The organism is Pseudomonas sp. Pse79 (assembly GCF_024519615.1).
Taxonomy (GTDB): domain Bacteria; phylum Pseudomonadota; class Gammaproteobacteria; order Pseudomonadales; family Pseudomonadaceae; genus Aquipseudomonas; species Aquipseudomonas veronii.
Window position 1 is genome coordinate 47,585 of the sequence record NZ_JALJRR010000005.1, and the last position, 21,268, is coordinate 68,852.

Consider the following 21,268-nt stretch of genomic DNA (forward strand, 5'->3'; position numbering starts at 1 on the left):
ATGGCATCGACGCCTACCAGAGCGCCAGGGTGTAGCCCAGGATCAGGCGGTTTTCGTTGGTGTCACGGGTGTAGTTGCTTTTCGCACTCGCGTTCTGCCAACGCAGCGAGACGTTTTTCAGGCGCCCGCTCTGCACCACATAGCCGAGGCTGAAGTCGCGTTCCCACTCGCGGCCCTCGCCCTGGAAGCCTTTGACTTTGGCGTTGTCACCATTGGCATAGCGCGTCGAAAACAGAAGCCCGGGCACCCCCAGCGCGGCGAAGTCGTAGTCATAGCGGGCATGCCAGGTGCGCTCCCCGGTCTGGGAGAAGTTACTCAATTGGTATTCGGTGAACAGGTAGGTGTTAGTGCCGTCGACGTAAGTGAACGGCGTCGTGCCGTATTGCGCCTGATAGCCGCCACTGAGGCTGTGGCCCTCCAGGCTGTAGCCGATGCGCGTGCTCAGCGCCTGGTTATCCACCTTGCCCGCCAACCCCGCGCCATCCTGGCTGGCATCAAAGTAACGGATGTCGGTTTTCACCGTCCCGGGCCCGAGGCCGAAGCTGTTTTTCAGGCCCAGGTATTGCTGTTTGTACAGGCCATCAAGTTGCGCCCACTGGTAGCTGGCCAAAGTGCTCGCGCCGAGCTTGTAATCCGCGCCGGCGTAACGAAACCGGTCACTTTTGGCCGAACTCTTATAGGCCCCGGACTGGCTGGTCAGGCCCATGTCCTCGTAGTCGGTCGAGTCACGCTGCTTGACCTTGTCCAACTGGCCGAGACTGATCGTCAGCCCGCTGAGGTCTTTGGAGGTCAACGCGGTACCGCTGAAGCTTTGCGGGAACAAGCGACTGAGGTTGGGTTGCAATGTCGGCAGGTCCGGGACCATATAGCCGACCCGCAACTCGCTCTGGGCAAAGCGCGCCTTGCCGGTCACGCCAAACTTGGAGTACTCGTCGTGCGCGCGCCGGGCGTAGCTGGGTTTGCCCGGTTCTGGCTCACTGTTGCGCGACAGCAGGCCTGAACCGGAACGGTCGGGGCTCGAGTCGAGTTTCAAGCCGAGCATGCCGACGGCGTCGAGGCCAAAGCCGACGGTGCCTTCGGTGAAACCCGACTGCAGGTTAAGCAAAAAGCCCTGCGCCCATTCCGCGCGCTGGGACTGGCCCGTGCCTTCGCGGTAGTCGCGGTTGAAGTAGTAGTTTTTCAGTTCCAGTGACGCACGACTGTCCTTGATAAAATCCGCCTGAGCGAACGCAGGCAGTAAACCGGCGCCGATCAGACCTGCTCCGGTGACGACATGGGTGATGGTGTTTTTCATGGTGCTGGCTCCTGGCAGTACGGGGGTTGGGTGATGTTTTTGTTTTCTTCGGGCATGGCGTTGCCCGTCACGTCAATCGGCGATTGACGCGAGGCGGGACAGCGTTCAGGTCCTGGGTGAAGCAATGCCTAGCGCGTGCGGATGCGATAGCCTCCGCCAGCCAGTCGTTCCAGCGGGCTGGCGGCAGCCAACAACTGCTGGGTGTAAGGGTGTTGCGGCGTGTCGAAAATCGCGTCGCGGTCGCCGATCTCGACCACTTCGCCCTGGTTCATCACGGCAACGCGATGGGCGATACGCTCTACCGCCGCCAGGTCATGGGAAATGAACAGGCAGGCAAAGCCGTACTGTTTCTGCAAGCGTTCGAACAGCTCCAGAATCTGTTTCTGAATGGTCATGTCCAGCGCCGAAATCGGCTCGTCGGCAATCACCAACTGCGGACGTCGCACCAGTGCCCGCCCGATTGCCACGCGCTGACGCTGCCCACCGGATAATTGGTGGGCAAAGCGTTCGACGAAATGTTCGGCAAGCCCGACATCCACCAGCGTTTCGGCGACACGCTGCCGACGTTGCGCGGGGCTCATGCCCGGCTCGTGGCGCAGGGGTTCAGCCAGAATCTGGCCAATTTTCATGCGCGGATCGAGGGAGGAATACGGGTCCTGGAAAATCATCTGGCACTGCAACCGGTGTACGCGGTTCGCGGCCTTGAGGATGTCCACGCCCTTGAAGCGGATAGCCCCGGCGCAGGGGTTGACCAACCCCACCACCGCCCGCCCCAAGGTAGTCTTGCCTGACCCGCTGCCGCCAACCAGGGCCAGGGTTTCGCCAGGCGCGATGCTCAGGTCCACCCCATGCACCACGCGTTTTGGAAGGCTTTTGCCCCAGAACGAACGCGGCCCCGGGTGCTCGATGCACACGCCTCGGACTTCGAGCAACGGCCCGTTGGCGGGCGGCAATGGCGCCAGCACGCCGCGGCTGGGCAAGGCCTCCAGCAACTGACGGGTGTAGTCGGCGCGCGGTGCCAGCAGAATCTCCTGGATGCCGCCCTGCTCGACCGCTTTGCCGTTGCGCATGACCACTACCTTGTGGGCACAACGCGCAACCAGCGACAAGTCATGACTGATGAACAGAATCGCGGTGCCCTGCTCGCGGGTCAGCTCCAGCATCAGCTCGATGACGTCCAACTGCGCCAGACAGTCCAGGGCCGTGGTTGGCTCATCGGCGATCAACAACGCAGGACGCAGCAGCATCACCGAGGCCAGCATGATGCGCTGGCGCATACCGCCGGAAAACTGGTGCGGGTATGACGCCAGGCAACGCTCGGCGTCCTTGATGCCGATGCGTTGCAGCATCTGCAGGCAACGCCGACGGATTTCGGCCGCGTCCAGGTCGGTGTGCAGCTTGAGGGCCTCACTCATTTGCCGGCCGATGGTCAACGACGGGTTGAGCGAGACCATCGGCTCCTGGAAGACCATGCCGATCTGCGCGCCACGCACCCGCCGCATCGCGGGAGCGTCGCGGCTGTCGAGCGCTACGCCTTTGAACTCGATACGTCCGCCACACACCTGCATCGGCGCCGGCAGCAAGCCAATCGCTGCGCGTGCGGCCATGGTTTTGCCGCTGCCCGACTCGCCCACCAGGGCGACGATTTCGCCCGGGGCCATTGTGAAGCTCAGGTCGTCGACGGCCAGTTGGCCTTGCACGCCCGCACGGATTTTCAGGTGCTGCACAGACAGCAAGGCAGTAGGAACAGTCATGATCATTTCCTCATGCGCGGGTCGAGACGATCGCGCAGGGCATCGCCGAACAGGTTGATGGCAAGCAGTGCCAGGCTGATGAAGAGGCCGGGGAAGATCCCGAGCCAGGCAGCCGATGCGATATAAGGCCGGCTGGCCGCCAACATGCTGCCCCAAGTGGCCGCCGGTGGCGGTACACCCAGCCCGAGGAAGCTCAAGGCGCTTTCCGAGAGCAAGGCCCAACCGAACATGCTGGTGGCCAACACACACAACGGTGCCAGGCAATTGGGCGCAATGTGCCGCAGCATGGTGTAGAACTCGGAGTTGCCGATCACCCGCGAGGCTTCGACAAACTCCAGTTCGCGCAGCGACAACACACTGCCGCGCACCACCCGCACCACCGACGGCGTATAGGCGATCCCCAAGGCCAGAACGATGCCGTACTGGCTGGCGCCGATGATCGCCATGATCCCCAGGGCCATGAGGATCCCGGGGAATGCCAGCAAGGCGTCGTTGAGCATCATCAGCACCCGGTCGGTCCAGCCGCGCAGGTAACCGGCCAGCATGCCGATCAGCGTTCCGGCCACCACTGCGAAACTCACCGACAGCAGGCTGATCCACAGGCTGGTGCGCGCCCCCATCATCATCCGGCTCAAGGCATCGCGACCGAACTCATCGGTGCCCAGCCAGTGCGCCGCACTCGGCGCCTGGAACCGCGCGAGCAAGTCCAGGCGCAACGGCTCGTAGGGCGTCCAGACCAGGCCGAGCAAGGCCATGCCGATCAGGACCAGTAACAAGCCCCCGCCGATCAGGGCGTTGAGTGGCGGGTAACGCCAGGCGCGTCGGGCCGGCGCCGCGACACTCCGCGCCGGCTCAGCTGGCAGCGTTCGCTTGGCACTCATAACTTCACCCTCGGGTCGAAGAGCGGATACAGCAGGTCGACACACAGGTTGACGAGCACGTAGATACAGGTAATCAGCAGCAAGCAGCCCTGCAACACCGGATAGTCCCGGGCGAAGATCGAGTCCACCATCAGGCGCCCGACGCCCGGCAATGTGAACACCGTTTCCAGCACCGCAATGCCGCCGAGCAGGTTGCCCAGGATCAAGCCCACCAACGTCCAGGTCGGCGCAAAGGCGTTGCGCAAGGCATGGCGCCACAGCACCGCACCTTCGGACAAGCCTTTGGCGCGGGCATGGGCGATATAGTCCAGGCGCAGCACTTCAATCGTGCTGGCCCTGGCCATGCGGGCGATGGCGCCAAACTCCACCAGGGTCAGGGTGACAATCGGCAGCACCAGATAGGTGATCGCCTTGAGCGGATCATCCGCAAACGTCACGTAACCCACCACCGGCAGCCAGCCCAACTTGATCCCGAAGGCGTACAGCAGCAGCAGGCCGAGCCAGAAGCTGGGAATCGACAACAACAACGTCGCGCCGGCCACCAGCCCCAGGTCCATCGCGCTGTTCTGCTTCCAGGCGGCAAACAGGCCCACCGGCACGGCAATCAGCGTGGCCAGCGCAACCGCTACCAGTACAATCGTCGCGCTGACACTGAAGCGCTCGAGCAACAGCGGCAATACGGCTTGTCGCGTGCTGATGGAGAACCCCAAGTCACCGCTGAGCACTGACTTTATCCAGATCAGGTATTGGGTCACCACCGAGTGATCCAGCCCCAGCGAACTGCGCATTTGTGCCAGGCTCTGGGCATCCGCCATGTCGCCCAGCATCAACAACGCAGGGTCACCGGGGATGAAGCGGATCAGTGCAAACACCATCACCGATATCAGCAACAGGGTGGGCACAGCCATCCCCAGCCGATGCAATATGAATCGAAACATGGGAACGCCCTACTTTGATGTTGCCGCCAGCGACACGCCCCACAGGCGCGGTTTAGAGATCGGCCAGGAGCGATAGCCCTCGATGCCGGCTTTTACGACACCGATACTGGTGCCGTTGTAAATCATCACCATTGGCACATCGGCCAGCATCAGCGTGTGCAATTGATCGAACAGCGCTTGACGTTTTGGCGCGACGGACTCGCTCTGGGCTTCACGCAACAACACCAGCGCCTTGGGGTTGTCCCAGACTTTGCGCGGTTCCTTGTCTTTGTTCCCCGTCACCGACTCATAGCTCAGCGCCGCGTCAAAGCGTGGCGAATACGAGAACGCCATCATCTGGAAGTTGCCGCTCTGATAACGCTCCAGTTGGGCGCCCCACTCCAGGGTTTCGAGCACGATATTCACCCCGACAGCCTGGAGCATTGCCTGGCTCAAGACGCCCATATCGAACATCTGCGGGTAGCGCTTGTTGACGATCAGCTTGATCGGCTGGCCGTGGTAACCCGCCGCTTTGAGCAGGCGCCGGGCCTCGTCGAGGTCGTAGGGGTAACCCGTATGCGCCGTCGCGTCGTAATACGCGCTGGTGGTCGGAATGATCGAGTTGTTGACGGTGGACAGGCCATTGGAAAGCGTTGCGACCATCTGCGAATAGTCCAGCGACAGCGCCACGGCGCGGCGAATACGCACGTCGCCGAGCAACGGGTCACGGGTCTGGAACAGCAGCCCGCCGAGCGTCATCACCGGGCTGGTGCGTACCTGCATGCCGGGGACATTTTTCAACTCCGCCTCATCCATTGCGGTCACGTCCGGCAGTACGTCGACACCGCCGGAAAGCAGTGCGGCCTTGGCCGAGGCGGCGTCCGGGATGACCACAAACCGCACGCGGTCAACGAACGCTTGCTTGTTCCCGGTAAAGCCGTCTGGCTTCGCTTCGGCGCGCGGGGTGTAGTCCTTGAAGCGGTTCAACTCGACGTACTGGCCTTGCTTCCACTGACCGAGGGTGAACGGACCGGTGCCAATCGGCGCGATCCAGGTGCCATCGGCCGCGACCGAATCGGGATGCACAATGCCGCTGCCGCCACAGTCGGGCCGGGACATGGTCGCCAGCAGCACGCCGTTGGGCTTATCGATGCGGAACACCACCTTGAGCGGTTCCGGAACCGAGATGTCGAGGATTTTCGAGACCCCGCGCCCATCAAACTCCGGCAGGCAGCGCCATTGGGTTTTCGGGTCGAGGTAGTGCTGCCAGGTCCACTTCACGTCCTCGGCGGTCAGGGGCTTGCCGTTCTGGAACTTGACCCCTTCACGCAGGGTGAAGGTATAGGTGAGCCCGTCGTCCGAGATCGTGACGTCTTTAGCCAGCATCGGCCCGACTGACGCATCTTCGCGGTAGGCCACCAAACCTTCGACGATGTGCATGATGAACGCATCGGAGTTTTCATCGCGATTGACCCCAGGTTCAGTGCTGCGGATATCACCGTTGAAGCCAACCTTGATCAGGCTCGGTTCGCCGGCTTGCAGAGTAAGGGCGGCAAGGCACAGGCTGAGGGTCGGCACGCCGAGATACAGGGCTTTTTTGACGTAGTGATGCATGGGAGAAAGACTCCTTGAACAAAATTTTCCGGTCGATGGACTAAGCCATGGGCAGGGCCGGGAACGGAATGGGTAGGTCGTGATTATTTTTATAGCAACCGATCGCGCGTACTTTTGTCAGATACCAACGCAATCATCAGGGACGTCAATTGCGCCCCTTGCACCTCTTTACAGCGGTATCGATCAACGCCGGCCGCGACGAACTCGCAACACCTCGGCGAAAAAGTCCTGGGCGGCCGGCATCGCCTTGATCCCCTGATGAGCCACATTGGGCAGCACATCGAAACGCACCTTGACCCCCTGAGCCTCGAAACTCGCCTTGAGTGCCGCCAGCCGTTCAGGCCGCGTGCAACCGGCGCTATTGGCGCCGGGCATGTAATGTTTGCCGCCTTCGCGGTGAGTGATTTCCCAGGTTTCGAGGTCGGCCTCGCCCACCACCATATGAATCGGCACCTGACGCAGGGCGTCGAGGTCCAGTGGCTTGGCAAACCGGGTCTCGAAGTCGCGCACACCGACCCACCAATTCTGCTTGGGGTCCAGCAAGGTCACCGAGCCTGGCGCACCGATCGAGGCGGCCCACAGCTTCTCGGGGTGCAGGTAACAAAACCGGTGGCTGAACTGTCCGCCACCGGAGTAACCAAACAGGGCGAACGTATCGAAGCGGCGGTTGTACTTCTGGCCGACGCTGGCGACCATGTCCAGCAGGACTTGGTCGTAACGGATATCGCCTTCCACCAATTGCTTGTAACCGTCGCCGTTGCCATCTCCCAGCACCCCCACCGGAAACAGTGGCGACAGAATCACACAATCGTTCCAACGACCAAATTCGGCGAAGCCATTGCGGTAGATTTCCATGGCCCGGGTTGAGCCGTGCAACGACACCACGAGGTCGACCGGGCGCTCAGGGTCCTCAATCGAGGCGGGTACATACAGCGTGTAGGCAAAACGGCTATCGGCAGTGTGCGAGTACACCGTCGTGGCGCCGAGGTGATAAACACTCTTGGCGGCTTGGCTCGCCACTGCATCGGCGGCGGGATTGATTGCTTCATTCGACTGGCTTTTCATAGGGTCATCGCTGCTTCCAGAACAGCGTCCAGTATTCTGCCGCGCCAGACGAAAGAAAATCTAAATTACCTTTATCCAACATAAACAAACCCTTTACCATCCCTGACACTGAACCCGTCGGAAACACCCAATGAGTACCATCCGTTTTCTGAAAACCTTCATTGCCGTCGCGCAATACGGCAGTTTTGCTGCCGCAGCAGATCGAGTGTCCCTGACCAATGCCGCCGTCGGGCAACAAATGCGTGCGCTCGAGGATGAGATCCGGCGCCCTCTGTTCGATCGCAGCCAGCGTCAGATCAAGCTCAACCGTGAAGGCCTGCTGTTGCTGCCCAAAGCCAAGAAGCTGGTCGACGATTACGCGGCCATGGTCGCCGGCGACGATACTGACCTCACGATGGAAGGCGATGTGACGATCGGCGGGATCACCTCGGCAATGGGCTTGCTCGCCAACTGCCTGGTCAGGCTCAAGGAGGTTTATCCCAAGGTGTCCGTCACCCTGGTGACCGCGCGCTCGGACGAACTGGCGCACCGGGTTCTCACCGGAGAACTGGATGCCGCGCTCTTGATCGAGGCCACACGCCAGGACTTCAAAGGCTTGAGCTGGACAAGGTTGTACGAAGAACCGTTGGTGTTGTTGGTCAGCGCAACCCACTCGCAGGGCACCGACGATGCCATTGAACTGCTCAGGACACAGCCGTTCATTCGCTATGACAGAACCACCGCCGTGGGCCGAAAAGTGGAGCGCTTTTTCCGACGGGAAGCGATCGAGCCCAAGCAGATCCTTGAACTGAACTCAATCATCGGCATCGCGGAACTAGTCCGACAACGCGTCGGCATCGCGATTATTCCGCTGCTCAGAAACTTCGACTGGCAACACGACCCACAGCTGCGTGTCCTGGCGTTGCCGGGTGCGGTGGAGCAGCGAACCGTCGGCATCCTCGAACAAGGCAGCAAAAGCCATATCACCGGTGAAGTGCGCAACTTTCTGATGGCGACAAACACCGAGTGAGCCTGCGCCCAGGACCCTGCAAACGCTCCGCGCCGTCATGCCGGCGTTGTCCAGCGAGAGCGACGAGGTGCTCGGGCCGCACGGCGTGGCAACCAGGCAAGCGCGCATTATGGATCCAGTAAATAAAAACTGATCGATAATCGCCCAAATAAATCTCGACACTGCCGAACCACAGGTTGACTCCAAGTGGCGCACTTCATTTAATGGATCCATTAAATAAGAACAATCACTCGCCTGGAGAGTCACCATGTACCCCAAGAACACGTGGTATGTCGCCTGCACCCCCGATGAAATCGCGCAAAAGCCGCTGGGTCGGCAGATCTGCGGGGAAAAAATGGTGTTTTATCGCGGGCTGGAAGGCGCCGTCGTGGCTGTCGAGGACTTCTGTCCGCATCGCGGCGCGCCGCTCTCGTTGGGCTATGTGGAGAACGGCAAGCTGGTCTGCGGCTACCATGGCCTGGTCATGGGGGACGACGGCAAGACCGTCGAAATGCCCGGGCAGCGGGTGCGCGGGTTTCCCTGCAACAAGACCTTCGCCGCGGTGGAACGCTACGGTTTCATCTGGGTGTGGCCCGGCGATCAGGCCCTGGCCGACCCGGCGTTGATCCACCACTTGGAATGGGCCGTGAGCGACCAGTGGGCCTATGGCGGCGGCCTGTTTGACATCCAGTGCGACTACCGCCTGATGATCGACAACCTGATGGACCTGACCCACGAAACCTACGTCCACGCCTCCAGCATCGGCCAGAAGGAAATCGACGAAGCGCCGCCTGTGACCACGGTCGAAGGCGATGAAGTCGTCACCGCCCGCCACATGGAAAACATCATGGCCCCGCCGTTCTGGCGCATGGCCCTGCGTGGCAATAACCTCGCCGATGACGTGCCGGTGGACCGCTGGCAGATCTGCCGCTTCACCCCGCCCAGCCATGTGCTGATCGAAGTCGGCGTGGCCCACGCCGGCAAGGGCGGCTACCACGCCGCGCCCGAGCACAAGGCCGCGAGCATCGTGGTGGACTTCATCACCCCGCAAACCGAGACATCGATCTGGTACTTCTGGGGCATGGCGCGCAACTTCAATCCTCAGGACCAGGCACTGACCGCCAGCATTCGCGAAGGCCAGGGCAAGATTTTCAGCGAAGACCTGGAGATGCTTGAACGCCAGCAACAGAACCTGCTGGCCCACCCGACGCGCAATCTGCTCAAGCTCAATATCGATGCCGGTGGCGTGCAGTCACGCAAGGTCCTCGAACGGCTGATCGCCAAGGAGCGCGCCCTCGCGCCGCAACTGATCACCACGACCCGCGCCTGAACCGCGCGCTAACGCTACGAGGACTGAACATGATCGATGTGGTGGTGGTATCCCGCAACAACGAAGCCCAGGACATTTGCAGCTTTGAATTGGCCCGTGTCGATGGCCAGGCGCTGCCGGCCTTCAGCGCTGGCGCGCATATCGACGTGCACCTGCCCGACGGCGTGGTCCGTCAGTATTCCCTGTGCAATCACCCGGAAGAACGGCATCGCTACCTGATCGGCGTGCTCAACGACCCGGCCTCCCGTGGCGGCTCCCGCTGCTTGCACGAACACATACAGAAGGGCGCCCGCCTGCAGATCAGCGAACCGCGCAACCTGTTCCCGCTGGCGCACGAAGCCCGACGCAGTCTGCTGTTCGCCGGCGGCATCGGCATCACCCCGATCCTGTGCATGGCCGAGCGCCTGGCCCATGTCGGGGCTGACTTCGAACTGCATTATTGCGCCCGCGCCAGTGAACGCGCCGCCTTTGTGCAACGCCTCAAGGACTCATCGTTCGCCGAACGCGTGTTCCTGCATTTCGACGAGCAGCCCCATACGGCAATGAACACCGCCCAGGTGCTGGCGGCGCCCGACGCCAACGTCCACCTGTATGTGTGCGGCCCCGGCGGCTTCATGCAGCATGTGCTCGACAGCGCTCGGGCCCAGGGCTGGCAGGAGGAATGCCTGCACCGCGAATACTTCGCTGCGGCGCCGCTGGACAGCAGCCTCGACGCAGGGTTTTCGGTGAAGCTCGCCAGCAGCGGCCAGGTCTTCGACGTACCCGCCGACCGGAGCGTGGTCCAGGTCCTGGAAAGCCACGGTATCGAGATTGCCGTGTCGTGCGAACAAGGGATTTGCGGAACCTGCCTGACCCGCGTGCTCGAAGGCATACCGGAGCACCGCGACCTGTTCCTCACCGAGCAGGAACAAGCGCTGAACGACCAGTTCACCCCCTGCTGCTCGCGCGCGAAAACCCCGCTGCTGGTGCTCGATCTCTGAAAGGCGTCACGCCGTGGGCAAAATGACCTTCATCCGCGCGTTGGCGGTCGCGGAACCGAAGATCTCGGCATAGCGCAAGGTCGCGTTGGCGTGCTCGCGCATGATCGCTTCGGCCCGCGCGCCCTGGCGATTGACCAGGGCATCGAAGACCGAGTGATGTTGCATGTGGGCATAGTTGAAACGCCGGTATTCGCGGACCATGTCGTCGCGATCCACCGCCAGCGCGGTGACCGATGCGAACGGCAGGTGATCATTGCGTGCCAGTGCGTCGGCGATCGCCGGGTTGTGGCTGCCTTCAACGATGACGCGGTGAAAGCGCATGTTCAGGTCGTGATAGACCTCAAGGTCGTCCTCGGTCACGTACCCTTTGTCGAACAGTTGATCGCCTTCCACCAGGCAGCGCTCGAGCGTGGCACGCGCCACGTCGGACAACCCGCGCTCGGCGGTTTGACGCGCAGCCAGGCCCTCGAGCACGCCACGCACTTCGACGGCGCCGGCAATGTCGTCCGGGCTGACCGAACGCACCTGATACCCACGCCCGCCAAACGGCACCAGCAGCCCTTCCTGCTCAAGGGTACGGAACGCCATACGCACGGGCATGCGTGACACACCGAACAGTTGCGCCGTGGGAATCTCCATCAGCCGCTCGCCCGCCGCCAACTCGCCGCAGGCGATCATCTTGCGCAGTGCAACCAGCACCAATTGACCGGGTTTACTCATCCAGGCAACTTCCAGAAAACGTGGGTCGCCATAGTACCGCTAGTAGTACCGCAAGTAGTACCGCAAGCATCCGACCGCGTCAGACGAACGCCAACGCCGCGCGTGCCGCGTCTATCGCGCCCAGGTGCTGCGCCAACCGGGACGGCAGGTAATCGAAAAAGAACCCGGCGCTTTGCAGCTTGGCGGCGCGCAACGGATCGTCCTCGGGCAATGCCCGGGAAACCCGAGCGGCCCGCGCCCATGCCAGGGCCAGCAGGGCCACGCCGCATAACTGGAGAAAGTCCGGCGCGGCCCGATAGGGGTACTCGCTGTCTTCCAGCGCCCGTTCACGTATGGCCTCGACCACACGGGCCAGCGCGTCACACAGGCTGCCCAGCGCGTAGGCGAAACCTGCACACGCGGCGCATTGGCCGCCCTGCCCGGCCTCGGTGCGCAGCACTGCCAGCAGCAAGTCGAAGGCTCGCCCCTCATCGCCCAGCACCTTGCGCAGCAGCAGGTCATTGGCCTGGATCTCGTTGCTGCCCTCATAGATCATCGCGATGCGACTGTCGCGCAGCGTTTGCTCGATGGCGAACTCGGCGACGTAGCCGTAACCGCCGAAGACCTGCAAGGCATTGCTCGCCTGACGAAAACCCTGCTCGGTGAAAAACGCCTTGATGATCGGCGTCAGCAACTGCGCCAGTTGACCGGCGCACGCTCGTGCTTGCGGGTCCGGGTCATGCTCGGCCTGATCGAGCAAATGCGCGGCCCAATAACCGATGGCCCGCATCCCCTCGCTGGCCGTGCGCAACTCCAGCAACACGCGGCGCATCGCCGGGTGATAACGGATAGGGTCAGCCGCTTGGGCCGACGCCCCTTGCGGCCTCGACGGCGCACGCATTTGCACGCGCTCGGCGGCGTATTGCGCAGCGTTCTGCCAAGCCGCCTCGACATGCCCCAGGCCTTGCAGGCCGACATGCAGGCGCGCCGAGTTCATCATCACGAACATCGCTGCCAGGCCGCGGTTGGCGTCGCCGATCAGCCAGCCTAGGGCGCCGTCGAACACCAGCGAGCACGTGGCGCTGCCCTTGATGCCCATCTTGTGTTCAATGCCGTCGCAATGCACAGCGTTGGCCTGGCCGTCGTCCAGTCGCTTGGGCACCAGGAACAGTGAAAGGCCGCGACTGCCCGGCGGCGCATCGGGCAGGCGCGCCAGTACCAGGTGCAGGATATTGGGCGTGAGGTCGTGCTCGCCGCCGGAGATAAACAACTTGTTGCCCTGCAGGCGATAACGGCCATCGCCCTCGGGGGTCGCGCGACAGCGCAGCAACCCGACATCGCTGCCAGCCTGGGGCTCGGTCAGGCACATGGTGGGCAAGGCATGCCCACTGATGATCTCGGGCAAGTAACGCGCCTGCAACCAGGGCGCGGCGTGGGTCTTGAGGCAGAGGTAGGCACCGTGGGCGATCCCGGTGTACATGGCCCACGCGTGGTTGCTGGCGTAGAGCATCTCTTGCAGCGCCGCGTCGAGCAGTTGCGGCAACCCCTGGCCGCCCTGCCCTTCAGCGCACGCCAAGGCCGGCCAGCCACCGTCGACATAGGCGCGATAGGCCTCGGCGAAACCGTCCGGCGTGCTGACCTGGCCGGCGTTCCAGCGACAGCCTTGACGATCGCCGCTACTGTTCAGGGGCGCCAGCACCCCCTGGCTGAAGCGCGCCGCTTCCTCCAACACTTGAACGGCGAGAGACATGTCCAACGCTTCGAACGCCGGAACATGGCTCCACGCCTGGGGGGCTTGCAGCCAATGTTCAAGCACAAATTGCATATCGCGCAGCGGCGCCTGATAGCTCCACATGGCAAACCTCATCGAATAAAAAGGAGTTACACCGTTGAACGCTCAACCGCGATAGGCCGGGTTCTCGATCAACAACGCCATGCCCTGCCCACCGCCGACACACGCAGCGGCAATCCCGTAGCGCAGGTTGTGCCGGCGTAATTGCCCGGCCAGCGTCATGACCAAGCGCAGGCCGGTGGCAGCCAATGGATGCCCCACCGCCAGCGAACCGCCCTGGACGTTGAGCCGGGTGCTGTCCAGCTCCAGTTCCTGGGCCACCGCCAATACCTGGGCCGCCTGCGCTTCGTTGATCTCGAAACGGCCGATGTCATCCAGGCTCAACCCGCTGCGATGCAGCAGCAAGCGGATCGCCGGCGCCGGACCGATGCCCATGAACTCCGGCGCCACACCGACCACCGCGCTGGCCAGCAGCCGGGCCAGGGGCGCACGCGGGCAGGCCGAGGCGCGCCCGACCAGGGCTGCCGCCGCACCATCGACCACCGCGCAGCTGTTGCCAGCGGTTTGCACGCCATTGGCATGCACGGCGCGCAAGCGTGCCAGGGCCGCAAGGTCGGTGGGCCGTGGGTGGCTGTCCTGGGTGACGGCAGCGGCGCGGCGCGCCAGGCTGATGCCACGCGGCTGATACCCCTCCAACTCGAACACTTGGTTATCGACCGTCACGATCTCTTCAGCCCACGCGCCGTCACGCTGCGCCTGCAACGCACGCTGATGGCTCGCGCAGGCGTAACGGTCCACGGCCTCGCGGCTCAGGCCATGGCGGCGCGCCAGGTGGTCGGCGGTGGCGATCATGTCCAGCCCCGGGGCCGGGTCGTATAGGGCTTCCCAGAGAAAATCCTTGAATTGCACCTCGCCACCGAGACGAAACCCATCCCGGTGGGTGTAGGCCGCAATCGGGTTGCGGGACATCGACTCACTGGCCACGCACAAGGCCAGTTGCACCTCGTCGCGCAGTTGCTCAGCGGCCTGGCGCAACAACTCGAAACCCGTGGCGCAGATGCGCTGCACCCCCAGCGCCGGAACCGATTGCGCCACGCCGCTGTACAACCCGACATGCCGCGGCAGCAAATAGGCATCGAAGCTGGCCTGGGCCATGGAGCCGGCCAGCACGCTGTCCACCGCCAGCGGGTCGATACCGGCACGGGCCAGGACTTCACGGCCGACCTTGATCCCCAGGTCGATGGGCGAGACCAGGGACAAGGCGCCACCGAGGTCGACCCACGGCGTGCGTAGCGCCTCGTAAATCGCCACGTCGGCAAACGCCGAATACTGCCCCACGCCGCTCAAGGCTTGGGCTCGGCACGCAGGATCGCAGCATCTTCACCGCGATACAGCGCCTCGACCTTGGCCGCGCGCCATTGCAGTACCGCACGCTGGTTGATCGACCCCTTGTCGGTAATTTCCCCACGGTCGATAGACGCCGGCTCGTCGAGCAAGGCAATCCATTCCAAACGGCTGGCATTGCCGGTGGCGTCGCGATTGAGGCGCTGCAACCAGTCGCCGAACCATTGGCGCACCGGCACGCTGGCGAGTACGTCGGCGTCGCTCGCGTCGGCGTTCAAGCCCGCCAGCCGGCGGCATTCGTAGAGCCTGGGGAAGACCAGGGCGCCCAGGCATTCGCGGTCCGGCGCGGCAATCACCAGGTCCTGCACATACGGCGACCCCTCCAGCACCGCGCGATTGCGCAACGGCCCGACGCTGACAAACACCCCGGAGGACAGTTTGAAATCCTCGGCGATGCGCCCGTCGAACATCAGCCCCAGTTGCGGCCGATTCGGGTCGGCGAGCTTGATCGCGTCCCCCGAACAATAGAAGCCGTGCGGGTCAAACACCTCGGCGGTTTGTTCCGGCGCCCGCCAGTACCCCGGCATGATGTGCGGCCCGCGAAAGCGCCCTTCGAACTTGCCGTCCACCGGCACCAGGCGCACCTCGCAGCCCGGCGCGGGCAAACCGATATAGCCGGCCATGGACAACGGCCCGGTGGTGAAGGTGCAGGATGGCGCGGCTTCGGTCATGCCCAGCCCGGCCATCATGCGGATGCGTTCTCCGCAGTGCTGTTCGGCCACCCGGTCGAGGCGGTCCCAGACACTTTGCGACAGGCCCGCGGCGGCGAAGAAAAACAATTTCATTCGCGCAAAAAAGCACTCGCGCAACTCGGCATCCTGCTCCAGGGCGCTGACCAACTCTTCCCAACCCTTGGGCACCGTCAGATAGGCCGTGGGCGACACCTCCTTGAGGTTGCGCAGGGTCTCGGCAAACCCCTGGGCCGTGGGCTTGCCAGCGTCGAGGTAAAAGGTGCCGCCGTTGTAGAGCACGATGCCGACGTTGTGGCTGCCGCCGAAGGTGTGATTCCACGGCAACCAGTCCACCAGCACCGGCGGCTCTTCGCCGAACACCGGAAACGTCTGCAACAGCATCTGCTGGTTGGCGCAGAGCATGCGTTGCGTGGTGATCACCGCCTTGGGCAATTTGGTCGAGCCCGAGGTGAAAAGAAACTTGGCGATGCTGTCCGGGCCGGTGACATTGAACGCCTGATCGGCCGCACTGCCGCCCGGGGTTTGCAGCAGGCTCGCGAAGCTGACCTGGGTGCGTCCCGGCACATGGCCGCGCACGCAGATCAGCGGCGTCTCGGCCGGCAATACCGCGTCGATCGCGCGCTGGTAGGCCGCCGCATCGCTGACGAACACCAACCCCGGCTGCAGCAGGTCGCATACATGCCGCAGCTTGGCGAAGTCCTGGGACAACAACGAATACGCCGGCGACACCGGGCAGTAAGGGATACCGGCGTACATCGCGCCGAGGGCCAGTTGCAGATGCTCGATGTCGTTGCCCGACAGCAACGCCAGCGGCTTGTCTGCCGACAGGCCGTAACTCAGCAAGGCCTGGGCAATCGCCCGCACGCTCTCAAGCATCTGCGCGTAGCTGACGCGACGCCAGTCACCATCGGCCTGGCGTGCGGCAATGAAGGTCTGCTCGGGACGCACCCGGGCCCAATGCACCAGACGATCGAGCAAGCGCGCCGGCAACTCGGCCAATGGCTCCAGGGAACGCATATGCAGCACGCCCTGCTCTTCAGTGACCGCCACCGGGGCGTGGCCGATGGAGACCTCGCGGTAGCGCGGTGCGGGCTGGGGTTGCGGTCTGAATTCGGAACTCACAAGGGTGTCCTCCAGCAAGGCGGATCACAGCCGCCTTGTTATTGTTATGTCGCGACGCCTGCTCAGATCGGGTAATGCCGCGGCCCGTTCTGCAAGGTCACCCAGCGCAATTGCGTGAAGTGTTCAATCGACGCCTTGCCGCCAAAGCTGCCGTAACCGCTGGACTTGACCCCGCCAAAGGGCATCTGCGCCTCGTCATGCACGGTCGGCCCGTTGATGTGGCAAATGCCCGACTCCACCCGCTGCGCCAGCGCCAGCGCACGCCCGGTGTCGCGGCTGAAGATCGCCGCCGACAGGCCGAACTCGGAGTCGTTGGCCAGGCGCAGCAGTGCTTCATCACCGTCACCGCGCAGCAACACCGCCACCGGGCCGAAGGATTCTTCGCGGTACAAGCGCATGTTCTCGGTGACGCCATCGATCAGGGTCGGCTGCAGAATGCTGCCCTCCAACTGGCCGCCCGCGACCAGCCGCGCGCCCTTGCCCAGCGCATCGTCGATCAGGGCCTTGATGCGCGTACCGGCGCTGGCATCCACCAGGGAACCCAAGACCGAATCCGCCGCCGCGGGGTCACCGGCGCGCAGGCTGGCGACCTTGGCGGTCAGCTTGGCGATAAACGCATCGGCGACCTTGGCATCGACAATCAGGCGCTCGGTGGACATGCAAATCTGCCCCTGGTTGAAGTAGGCACCAAACGCTGCCGCGGCAACCGCCGCATCCAGGTCGGCGTCGTCGAGCACCAGGAGCGGCGCCTTGCCGCCCAGTTCCAGCAAGGCCGGCTTGAGGTGACGCGCCGAGAGTTCGCCGACAATCCGCCCGACATGGGTCGAGCCGGTGAAGTTGACCCGGCGCACCGCCGGGTTGGCGATCAGCCGTTCGACAATCGCGGCGGCATCGGCCGGTGCGTTGCTGATGACGTTGACCACGCCATCGCCCAGCCCGGCATCCTGCAAGACCTGGCCAATCAGGCGATGCACTGCCGGGCTTAACTCCGAAGCCTTGAGCACCACGGTATTGCCACAGGCCAGCGGCATGGCGATGGCGCGCGTGGCGAGGATGACCGGGGCATTCCACGGCGCAATCCCCAGCACCACGCCGCACGGTTGACGCAGGGCCATGGCGAAACTGCCGGGCACATCGGAGGGAATCACTTCGCCCGTGATCTGGGTGGTCATCGACGCTGCTTCACGCAGCATGTTGGCCGCCAGGCGCACGTTGAAGCCATACCAGTTGGCCATGGCGCCGGTTTCGCCGGCGGCGGCAATGAATTCGGCGCTGCGCGCCTGCAAGTGCTCGGCCGCCTTGAGCAACCGGGTGCGGCGTTCGTTCGGCGCCAGCGCGGCCCAGCCGGGGAACGCCGCCTGGGCTGCGGCCACGGCGGCGTCGGCATCGTCCAGGGTCGCGGCGGCAACCCGCGAAACCACTTCACCGGTCACCGGGTTGCGACGCTCGAAGGTTCGACCGTCACGGGCGGGGCACGACCGGCCGCCGATCAACAGGGGCACGTCCAGCATGGTGATTCCTCTTTATTGTCTTTATGGGGAATGCATTCAAGCGATGTCACAGTAGCGCCAGGGTGAGGCGGCGAACAGCGGGATGCGCCCGCCATTCGCCGGCCAGCCTCAGCGTTTGTACGTCTGCAGGCCGGGCTTGATGCTCTTGTCGTCGAGGAACTGCTTCATGCCCTGCTCGCGGCCGCCTTCGGTGTCGAGCAAGCGCGACTGATCGAGCTTGGCGTAGAGGTAATCCTCGTTCTGCTCCCAGGTCAGTTCGCGGCAACGCTTGAAGCCATGCTTGGCCGCCCGCAGCACCACCGGGTTTTTCTCCAGCAGGTTGCGCGCCAGTTCGATGGTCACTTCGCGCAGTTGCGCCAGCGGTACGCTTTCGTTGACCAGGCCCATCTCGGCGGCCTTCTGCCCGCCGAAGGTCTTGCCGGTCATGATGTAGTACAGCGATTGACGATGGCCCACGGTGTCGGCCATGGCCTTGCTCACCAGGTTGCCCGGTGGGATGCCCCAGTTGATTTCCGAGAGGCCGAAGGTGGCTTCGTCGGCGCAGATCGCCAGGTCGCACGCCACCAATGGGCTGAAGCCGCCGCCGAAGCACCAGCCATTGACCATGGCGATGGTGGGCTTGGCGTACATGCGCAGCAGTTTCCATTGCCATTGCGAGGCTTCGCGGCGGATTTTCTCCTGGAGGATTTCCGGGCCGGCATCCACTTCGCGAAAGTATTCCTTGAGGTCCATGCCGGCGGTCCAGGCTTCACCGGCACCGGTCAGTACCAGTACGCCGGCGGCGGGGTCCTGCTCCAGGGTTTCCAGGACGTCGATCATTTCGCGGTTCAGGGTCGGGCTCATGGCGTTGCGTTTTTCCGGGCGATTGAGAATGACCCAGGCAATGCCTTCCTCGATTTCAACCTTGACGGTGGTCCAACGGCCTTCGTAATTGCTCATGACGGTACGCTCTTGTTCTTGGTTGGAAGATGATTCGAAATTAAACCGCAAATATAGTTATGTCAATTAACTATTAACCTTGATAACCAATATTTTCCCCTTGTAAAACCTAAGCCGCTCGGGCGTTATGAAAAGCCGGCATAGCCATGGCTCGCGAACCTCGGCAAACTAGATAGCTTTCTTAACCTCCACCTTCTGAGGATTGCACTGTCAATGGCCAAGCCTTCCAACATCGCCGACGCCAACCTGGCCCTGCCCGACACCACCGAGGGGCGTGCGCCGCTGGATTCGGCCCTGGACGACCTGATTGGTTACGCCATACGGCGTGCGCAGCTCAAGCTGTTCCAGAACCTGATCGGTCGGCTTGCCGAGCACGACCTGCGCCCCGCTCAGTTCTCGGCCCTGGCGATCATCGAGCAGAATCCCGGCCTGATGCAGACCGACCTGGCTCGCGCGCTGGCGATTGAGCCGCCCCAGGTGGTGCCGTTGCTGAACAAGCTGGAAAGCCGCGCCCTCGCCGTGCGTGTGCGCTGCAAACCAGACAAGCGCTCCTATGGGATCTTCCTCAGCAAGACCGGCGAAACTCTGCTCAAGGCGCTCAAAGAGATCGCCGTCCAGAGTGACCTGGACTCCACCGCAGCCCTGGACGCTGAGGAACGTGCAGAGCTGCTGCGCTTGCTGAAGAAGGTGTATCAGGACTGACGGCTTACCAGAGCGCCACGGTGTAGAGCACCAGGAAACGGGTCTGGTTTTCATCGCGAAATGCCGCGCCAGCCGGGAAGTCATTGCGATAGATCGACTTGCGCGCCAGCAGCCCGACGTTCTTCAGCGGGCCGCTCTGGATCACGTAGCCCAGCTCCATCTGGAACTCGCGCTCCTTGCGATCCTCGGCGTTGAATGCCGCCAGCTCGATGTTATCGCCGCGCACGTAACGCAGCCGGCCCTTCAGGCCCGGTAAACCGGAAGCCGCGAAGTCGTAGTCGTAGATCGCCTGCCAGGTGCGCTCCTTGGCGTTGAGAAAGTCCGAACTCATGGTCAGTTCGCTCATGCCCATCAGCTCCGTCCCGGAGATATAGGGCGTGGCCGTCTCCCCACTGGAATGCATGTAGCCCAGGCTGAATTTGTGACCGCCCAGGCGGTAGCCAAACAACGCCGAGAGGTTGCGGTTATCCACGTTCCCCGCCTTGGCGCTGCCGTCCTCGCGACTGAAGAAACTGCGCAGGTCGCTGGTGAGCACGCCATCGCCCACGGGCAGATTGTGCAGCAACGCCAGGGTGTCCTGCTGGTAGAGGTCGGCTATCTGCGAGTGATAGGCGCGCAGGCTGAGGTCTTTGTTGACCTGGTAGTCACCGCCGACGTAAGCCAGGTGCGAGGTGGTGGCGGTGGCGTTGAAACGCCGGTTGGGCGAGGCGATGGTCATGGCCTGGTAGCTGGTGGAGTCGCGTTTGTTGATGCGGTCGATATAGCCGGTATTGAAGGTCAGGCCGTCGATGTCCTTGGAGCTCAAGGTGGTGCCGCGAAAGGTTTGCGGCAGCAGGCGCGACGGGCTGGCAAAGGCGAACGGCAGGAAGATCGACACGTCACCGGTCTTCACGGTGGTTTGGGCAAACCGCATCTTGGCGGTCGGCGCCAGGCGCGAGTACTCATCGGCGGCACGCTTGTCGCTGGCCGACACCGGCAACAACTCGGTGCCGCTGCGGTCCGGCGAAGAATCGAGCTTGACCCCCATCAACCCGCGCACATCCAGGCCAAAGCCCAGCGGGCCCGGGGTGTACCCCGATTCCAGGTTGAGGATGAACGCCTGGGCCCATTCTCGCGCAGCGGTCTTTGCACCGTCGTCCTTGTAGTCGCGATCCAGATAGTAATTGCGCAGGGTCAAGGTGCCGTGGCTGTCGTCGATAAAGCCGGCCGCCCACAGCTGGGAGGGCAACACGCTCAAGGCCAGCAACGCCATGACCAGGCCTGGCTTGCGGTTCGACACACAGGAGACGGACGCCACTGCAACGGCGTCCTCCATCGGGAGTTTTGGCATGTTCGTTGTCCATTTTTTGTTGTTGTTTTTGGGGGTGGCACACGCTCGGCCCGTTCGGCTTCGCCAATAGAGAATGGAAACAGCCGACGGCACTCGTCAACAGCGACTGACCGATAATCGAACATTAATAAAGCTATCTATTTTTATGATGAACACTGACACGCATCACAACAGCATGAATTTAAAGCACTTATTTACTGTTTTTAGCATTTTTAATACGCCATTCATTTTTTAGTTATCTTTGTTATCTTAAT

Annotated in this window: 17 protein-coding genes; 4 read left to right on the forward strand and 13 right to left on the reverse strand. The window is 62.9% G+C overall.

Going from position 1 to position 21,268, the window contains the following annotated elements; translation table 11 throughout:
• Nucleotides 1–13: 13 nt before the first annotated feature.
• From NR164_RS08560 to NR164_RS08585, 6 genes are all read right to left on the reverse strand, one after another.
• Nucleotides 14–1,294, reverse strand: coding sequence for an OprD family porin (locus NR164_RS08560; RefSeq protein WP_046383949.1), 1,281 nt, complete (start codon nt 1,292–1,294; stop codon nt 14–16).
• Nucleotides 1,295–1,422: 128 nt separating this feature from the next.
• Nucleotides 1,423–3,048, reverse strand: coding sequence for an ABC transporter ATP-binding protein (locus tag NR164_RS08565; protein ID WP_256822620.1), 1,626 nt, complete (start codon nt 3,046–3,048; stop codon nt 1,423–1,425).
• 2 nt (nt 3,049–3,050) lie between these two features.
• On the reverse strand, nt 3,051–3,929 hold the full coding sequence (locus NR164_RS08570; RefSeq protein WP_046383951.1) for an ABC transporter permease: 879 nt from the start codon (nt 3,927–3,929) through the stop codon (nt 3,051–3,053).
• Nucleotides 3,926–4,867, reverse strand: coding sequence for an ABC transporter permease (locus tag NR164_RS08575; RefSeq protein ID WP_046383952.1), 942 nt, complete (start codon nt 4,865–4,867; stop codon nt 3,926–3,928). The genes NR164_RS08570 and NR164_RS08575 overlap by 4 nt, the downstream gene beginning before the upstream one ends.
• Nucleotides 4,868–4,876: 9 nt before the next feature.
• Nucleotides 4,877–6,460: an ABC transporter substrate-binding protein gene (locus tag NR164_RS08580; RefSeq protein WP_256822621.1), complete on the reverse strand. Its 1,584-nt coding sequence runs from the start codon at nt 6,458–6,460 to the stop codon at nt 4,877–4,879.
• Between the two features lie 183 nt (nt 6,461–6,643).
• Nucleotides 6,644–7,525 (reverse strand): hydrolase, encoded by an 882-nt coding sequence (locus NR164_RS08585; protein WP_046383954.1) that lies wholly within the window; start codon nt 7,523–7,525, stop codon nt 6,644–6,646.
• A 130-nt stretch (nt 7,526–7,655) separates the two neighbouring features.
• Here NR164_RS08585 and NR164_RS08590 point away from each other — a divergent pair, with 130 nt between their 5' ends.
• From NR164_RS08590 to NR164_RS08600, 3 genes are all read left to right on the forward strand, one after another.
• Nucleotides 7,656–8,534, forward strand: coding sequence for a LysR family transcriptional regulator (locus tag NR164_RS08590; RefSeq protein ID WP_177029962.1), 879 nt, complete (start codon nt 7,656–7,658; stop codon nt 8,532–8,534).
• Nucleotides 8,535–8,781: 247 nt separating this feature from the next.
• Nucleotides 8,782–9,843 (forward strand): aromatic ring-hydroxylating dioxygenase subunit alpha, encoded by a 1,062-nt coding sequence (locus NR164_RS08595; RefSeq protein WP_046483772.1) that lies wholly within the window; start codon nt 8,782–8,784, stop codon nt 9,841–9,843.
• A 29-nt stretch (nt 9,844–9,872) separates the two neighbouring features.
• The gene (locus NR164_RS08600; RefSeq protein ID WP_046383957.1) at nt 9,873–10,823 is read left to right on the forward strand and encodes a PDR/VanB family oxidoreductase; all 951 of its coding nucleotides are present in this window, start codon (nt 9,873–9,875) and stop codon (nt 10,821–10,823) included.
• Between the two features lie 6 nt (nt 10,824–10,829).
• On the opposite strand, the gene NR164_RS08605 is transcribed toward NR164_RS08600, so the two are convergent.
• The 6 genes from NR164_RS08605 to NR164_RS08630 all read right to left on the reverse strand — a co-directional run bounded on the left by NR164_RS08605 (nt 10,830) and on the right by NR164_RS08630 (nt 18,982).
• Nucleotides 10,830–11,543, reverse strand: coding sequence for a GntR family transcriptional regulator (locus tag NR164_RS08605; RefSeq protein ID WP_256822624.1), 714 nt, complete (start codon nt 11,541–11,543; stop codon nt 10,830–10,832).
• A gap of 79 nt (nt 11,544–11,622) precedes the next feature.
• On the reverse strand, nt 11,623–13,377 hold the full coding sequence (locus tag NR164_RS08610) for an acyl-CoA dehydrogenase family protein (RefSeq protein ID WP_256822625.1): 1,755 nt from the start codon (nt 13,375–13,377) through the stop codon (nt 11,623–11,625).
• 42 nt (nt 13,378–13,419) lie between these two features.
• The gene (locus tag NR164_RS08615; protein WP_169884012.1) at nt 13,420–14,661 is read right to left on the reverse strand and encodes a thiolase family protein; all 1,242 of its coding nucleotides are present in this window, start codon (nt 14,659–14,661) and stop codon (nt 13,420–13,422) included.
• Nucleotides 14,658–16,532, reverse strand: a complete 1,875-nt coding sequence (locus tag NR164_RS08620) for a feruloyl-CoA synthase (protein ID WP_256822626.1) — start codon at nt 16,530–16,532, stop codon at nt 14,658–14,660. Before NR164_RS08620 ends, NR164_RS08615 begins: the two co-directional genes overlap by 4 nt.
• Before the next feature lie 62 nt (nt 16,533–16,594).
• On the reverse strand, nt 16,595–18,043 hold the full coding sequence (locus NR164_RS08625) for an aldehyde dehydrogenase (RefSeq protein WP_017847932.1): 1,449 nt from the start codon (nt 18,041–18,043) through the stop codon (nt 16,595–16,597).
• 108 nt (nt 18,044–18,151) lie between these two features.
• Entirely contained in the window at nt 18,152–18,982 is an 831-nt protein-coding gene (locus NR164_RS08630) for a p-hydroxycinnamoyl CoA hydratase/lyase (protein ID WP_046483783.1), read from the reverse strand.
• Nucleotides 18,983–19,195: 213 nt separating this feature from the next.
• On the opposite strand from NR164_RS08630, the gene NR164_RS08635 reads away from it, so the two are divergent.
• On the forward strand, nt 19,196–19,684 hold the full coding sequence (locus NR164_RS08635) for a MarR family winged helix-turn-helix transcriptional regulator (protein WP_046383963.1): 489 nt from the start codon (nt 19,196–19,198) through the stop codon (nt 19,682–19,684).
• Between the two features lie 4 nt (nt 19,685–19,688).
• On the opposite strand, the gene NR164_RS08640 is transcribed toward NR164_RS08635, so the two are convergent.
• On the reverse strand, nt 19,689–21,014 hold the full coding sequence (locus tag NR164_RS08640; protein WP_057005581.1) for an OprD family porin: 1,326 nt from the start codon (nt 21,012–21,014) through the stop codon (nt 19,689–19,691).
• Between the last annotated feature and the right edge of the window lie 254 nt (nt 21,015–21,268).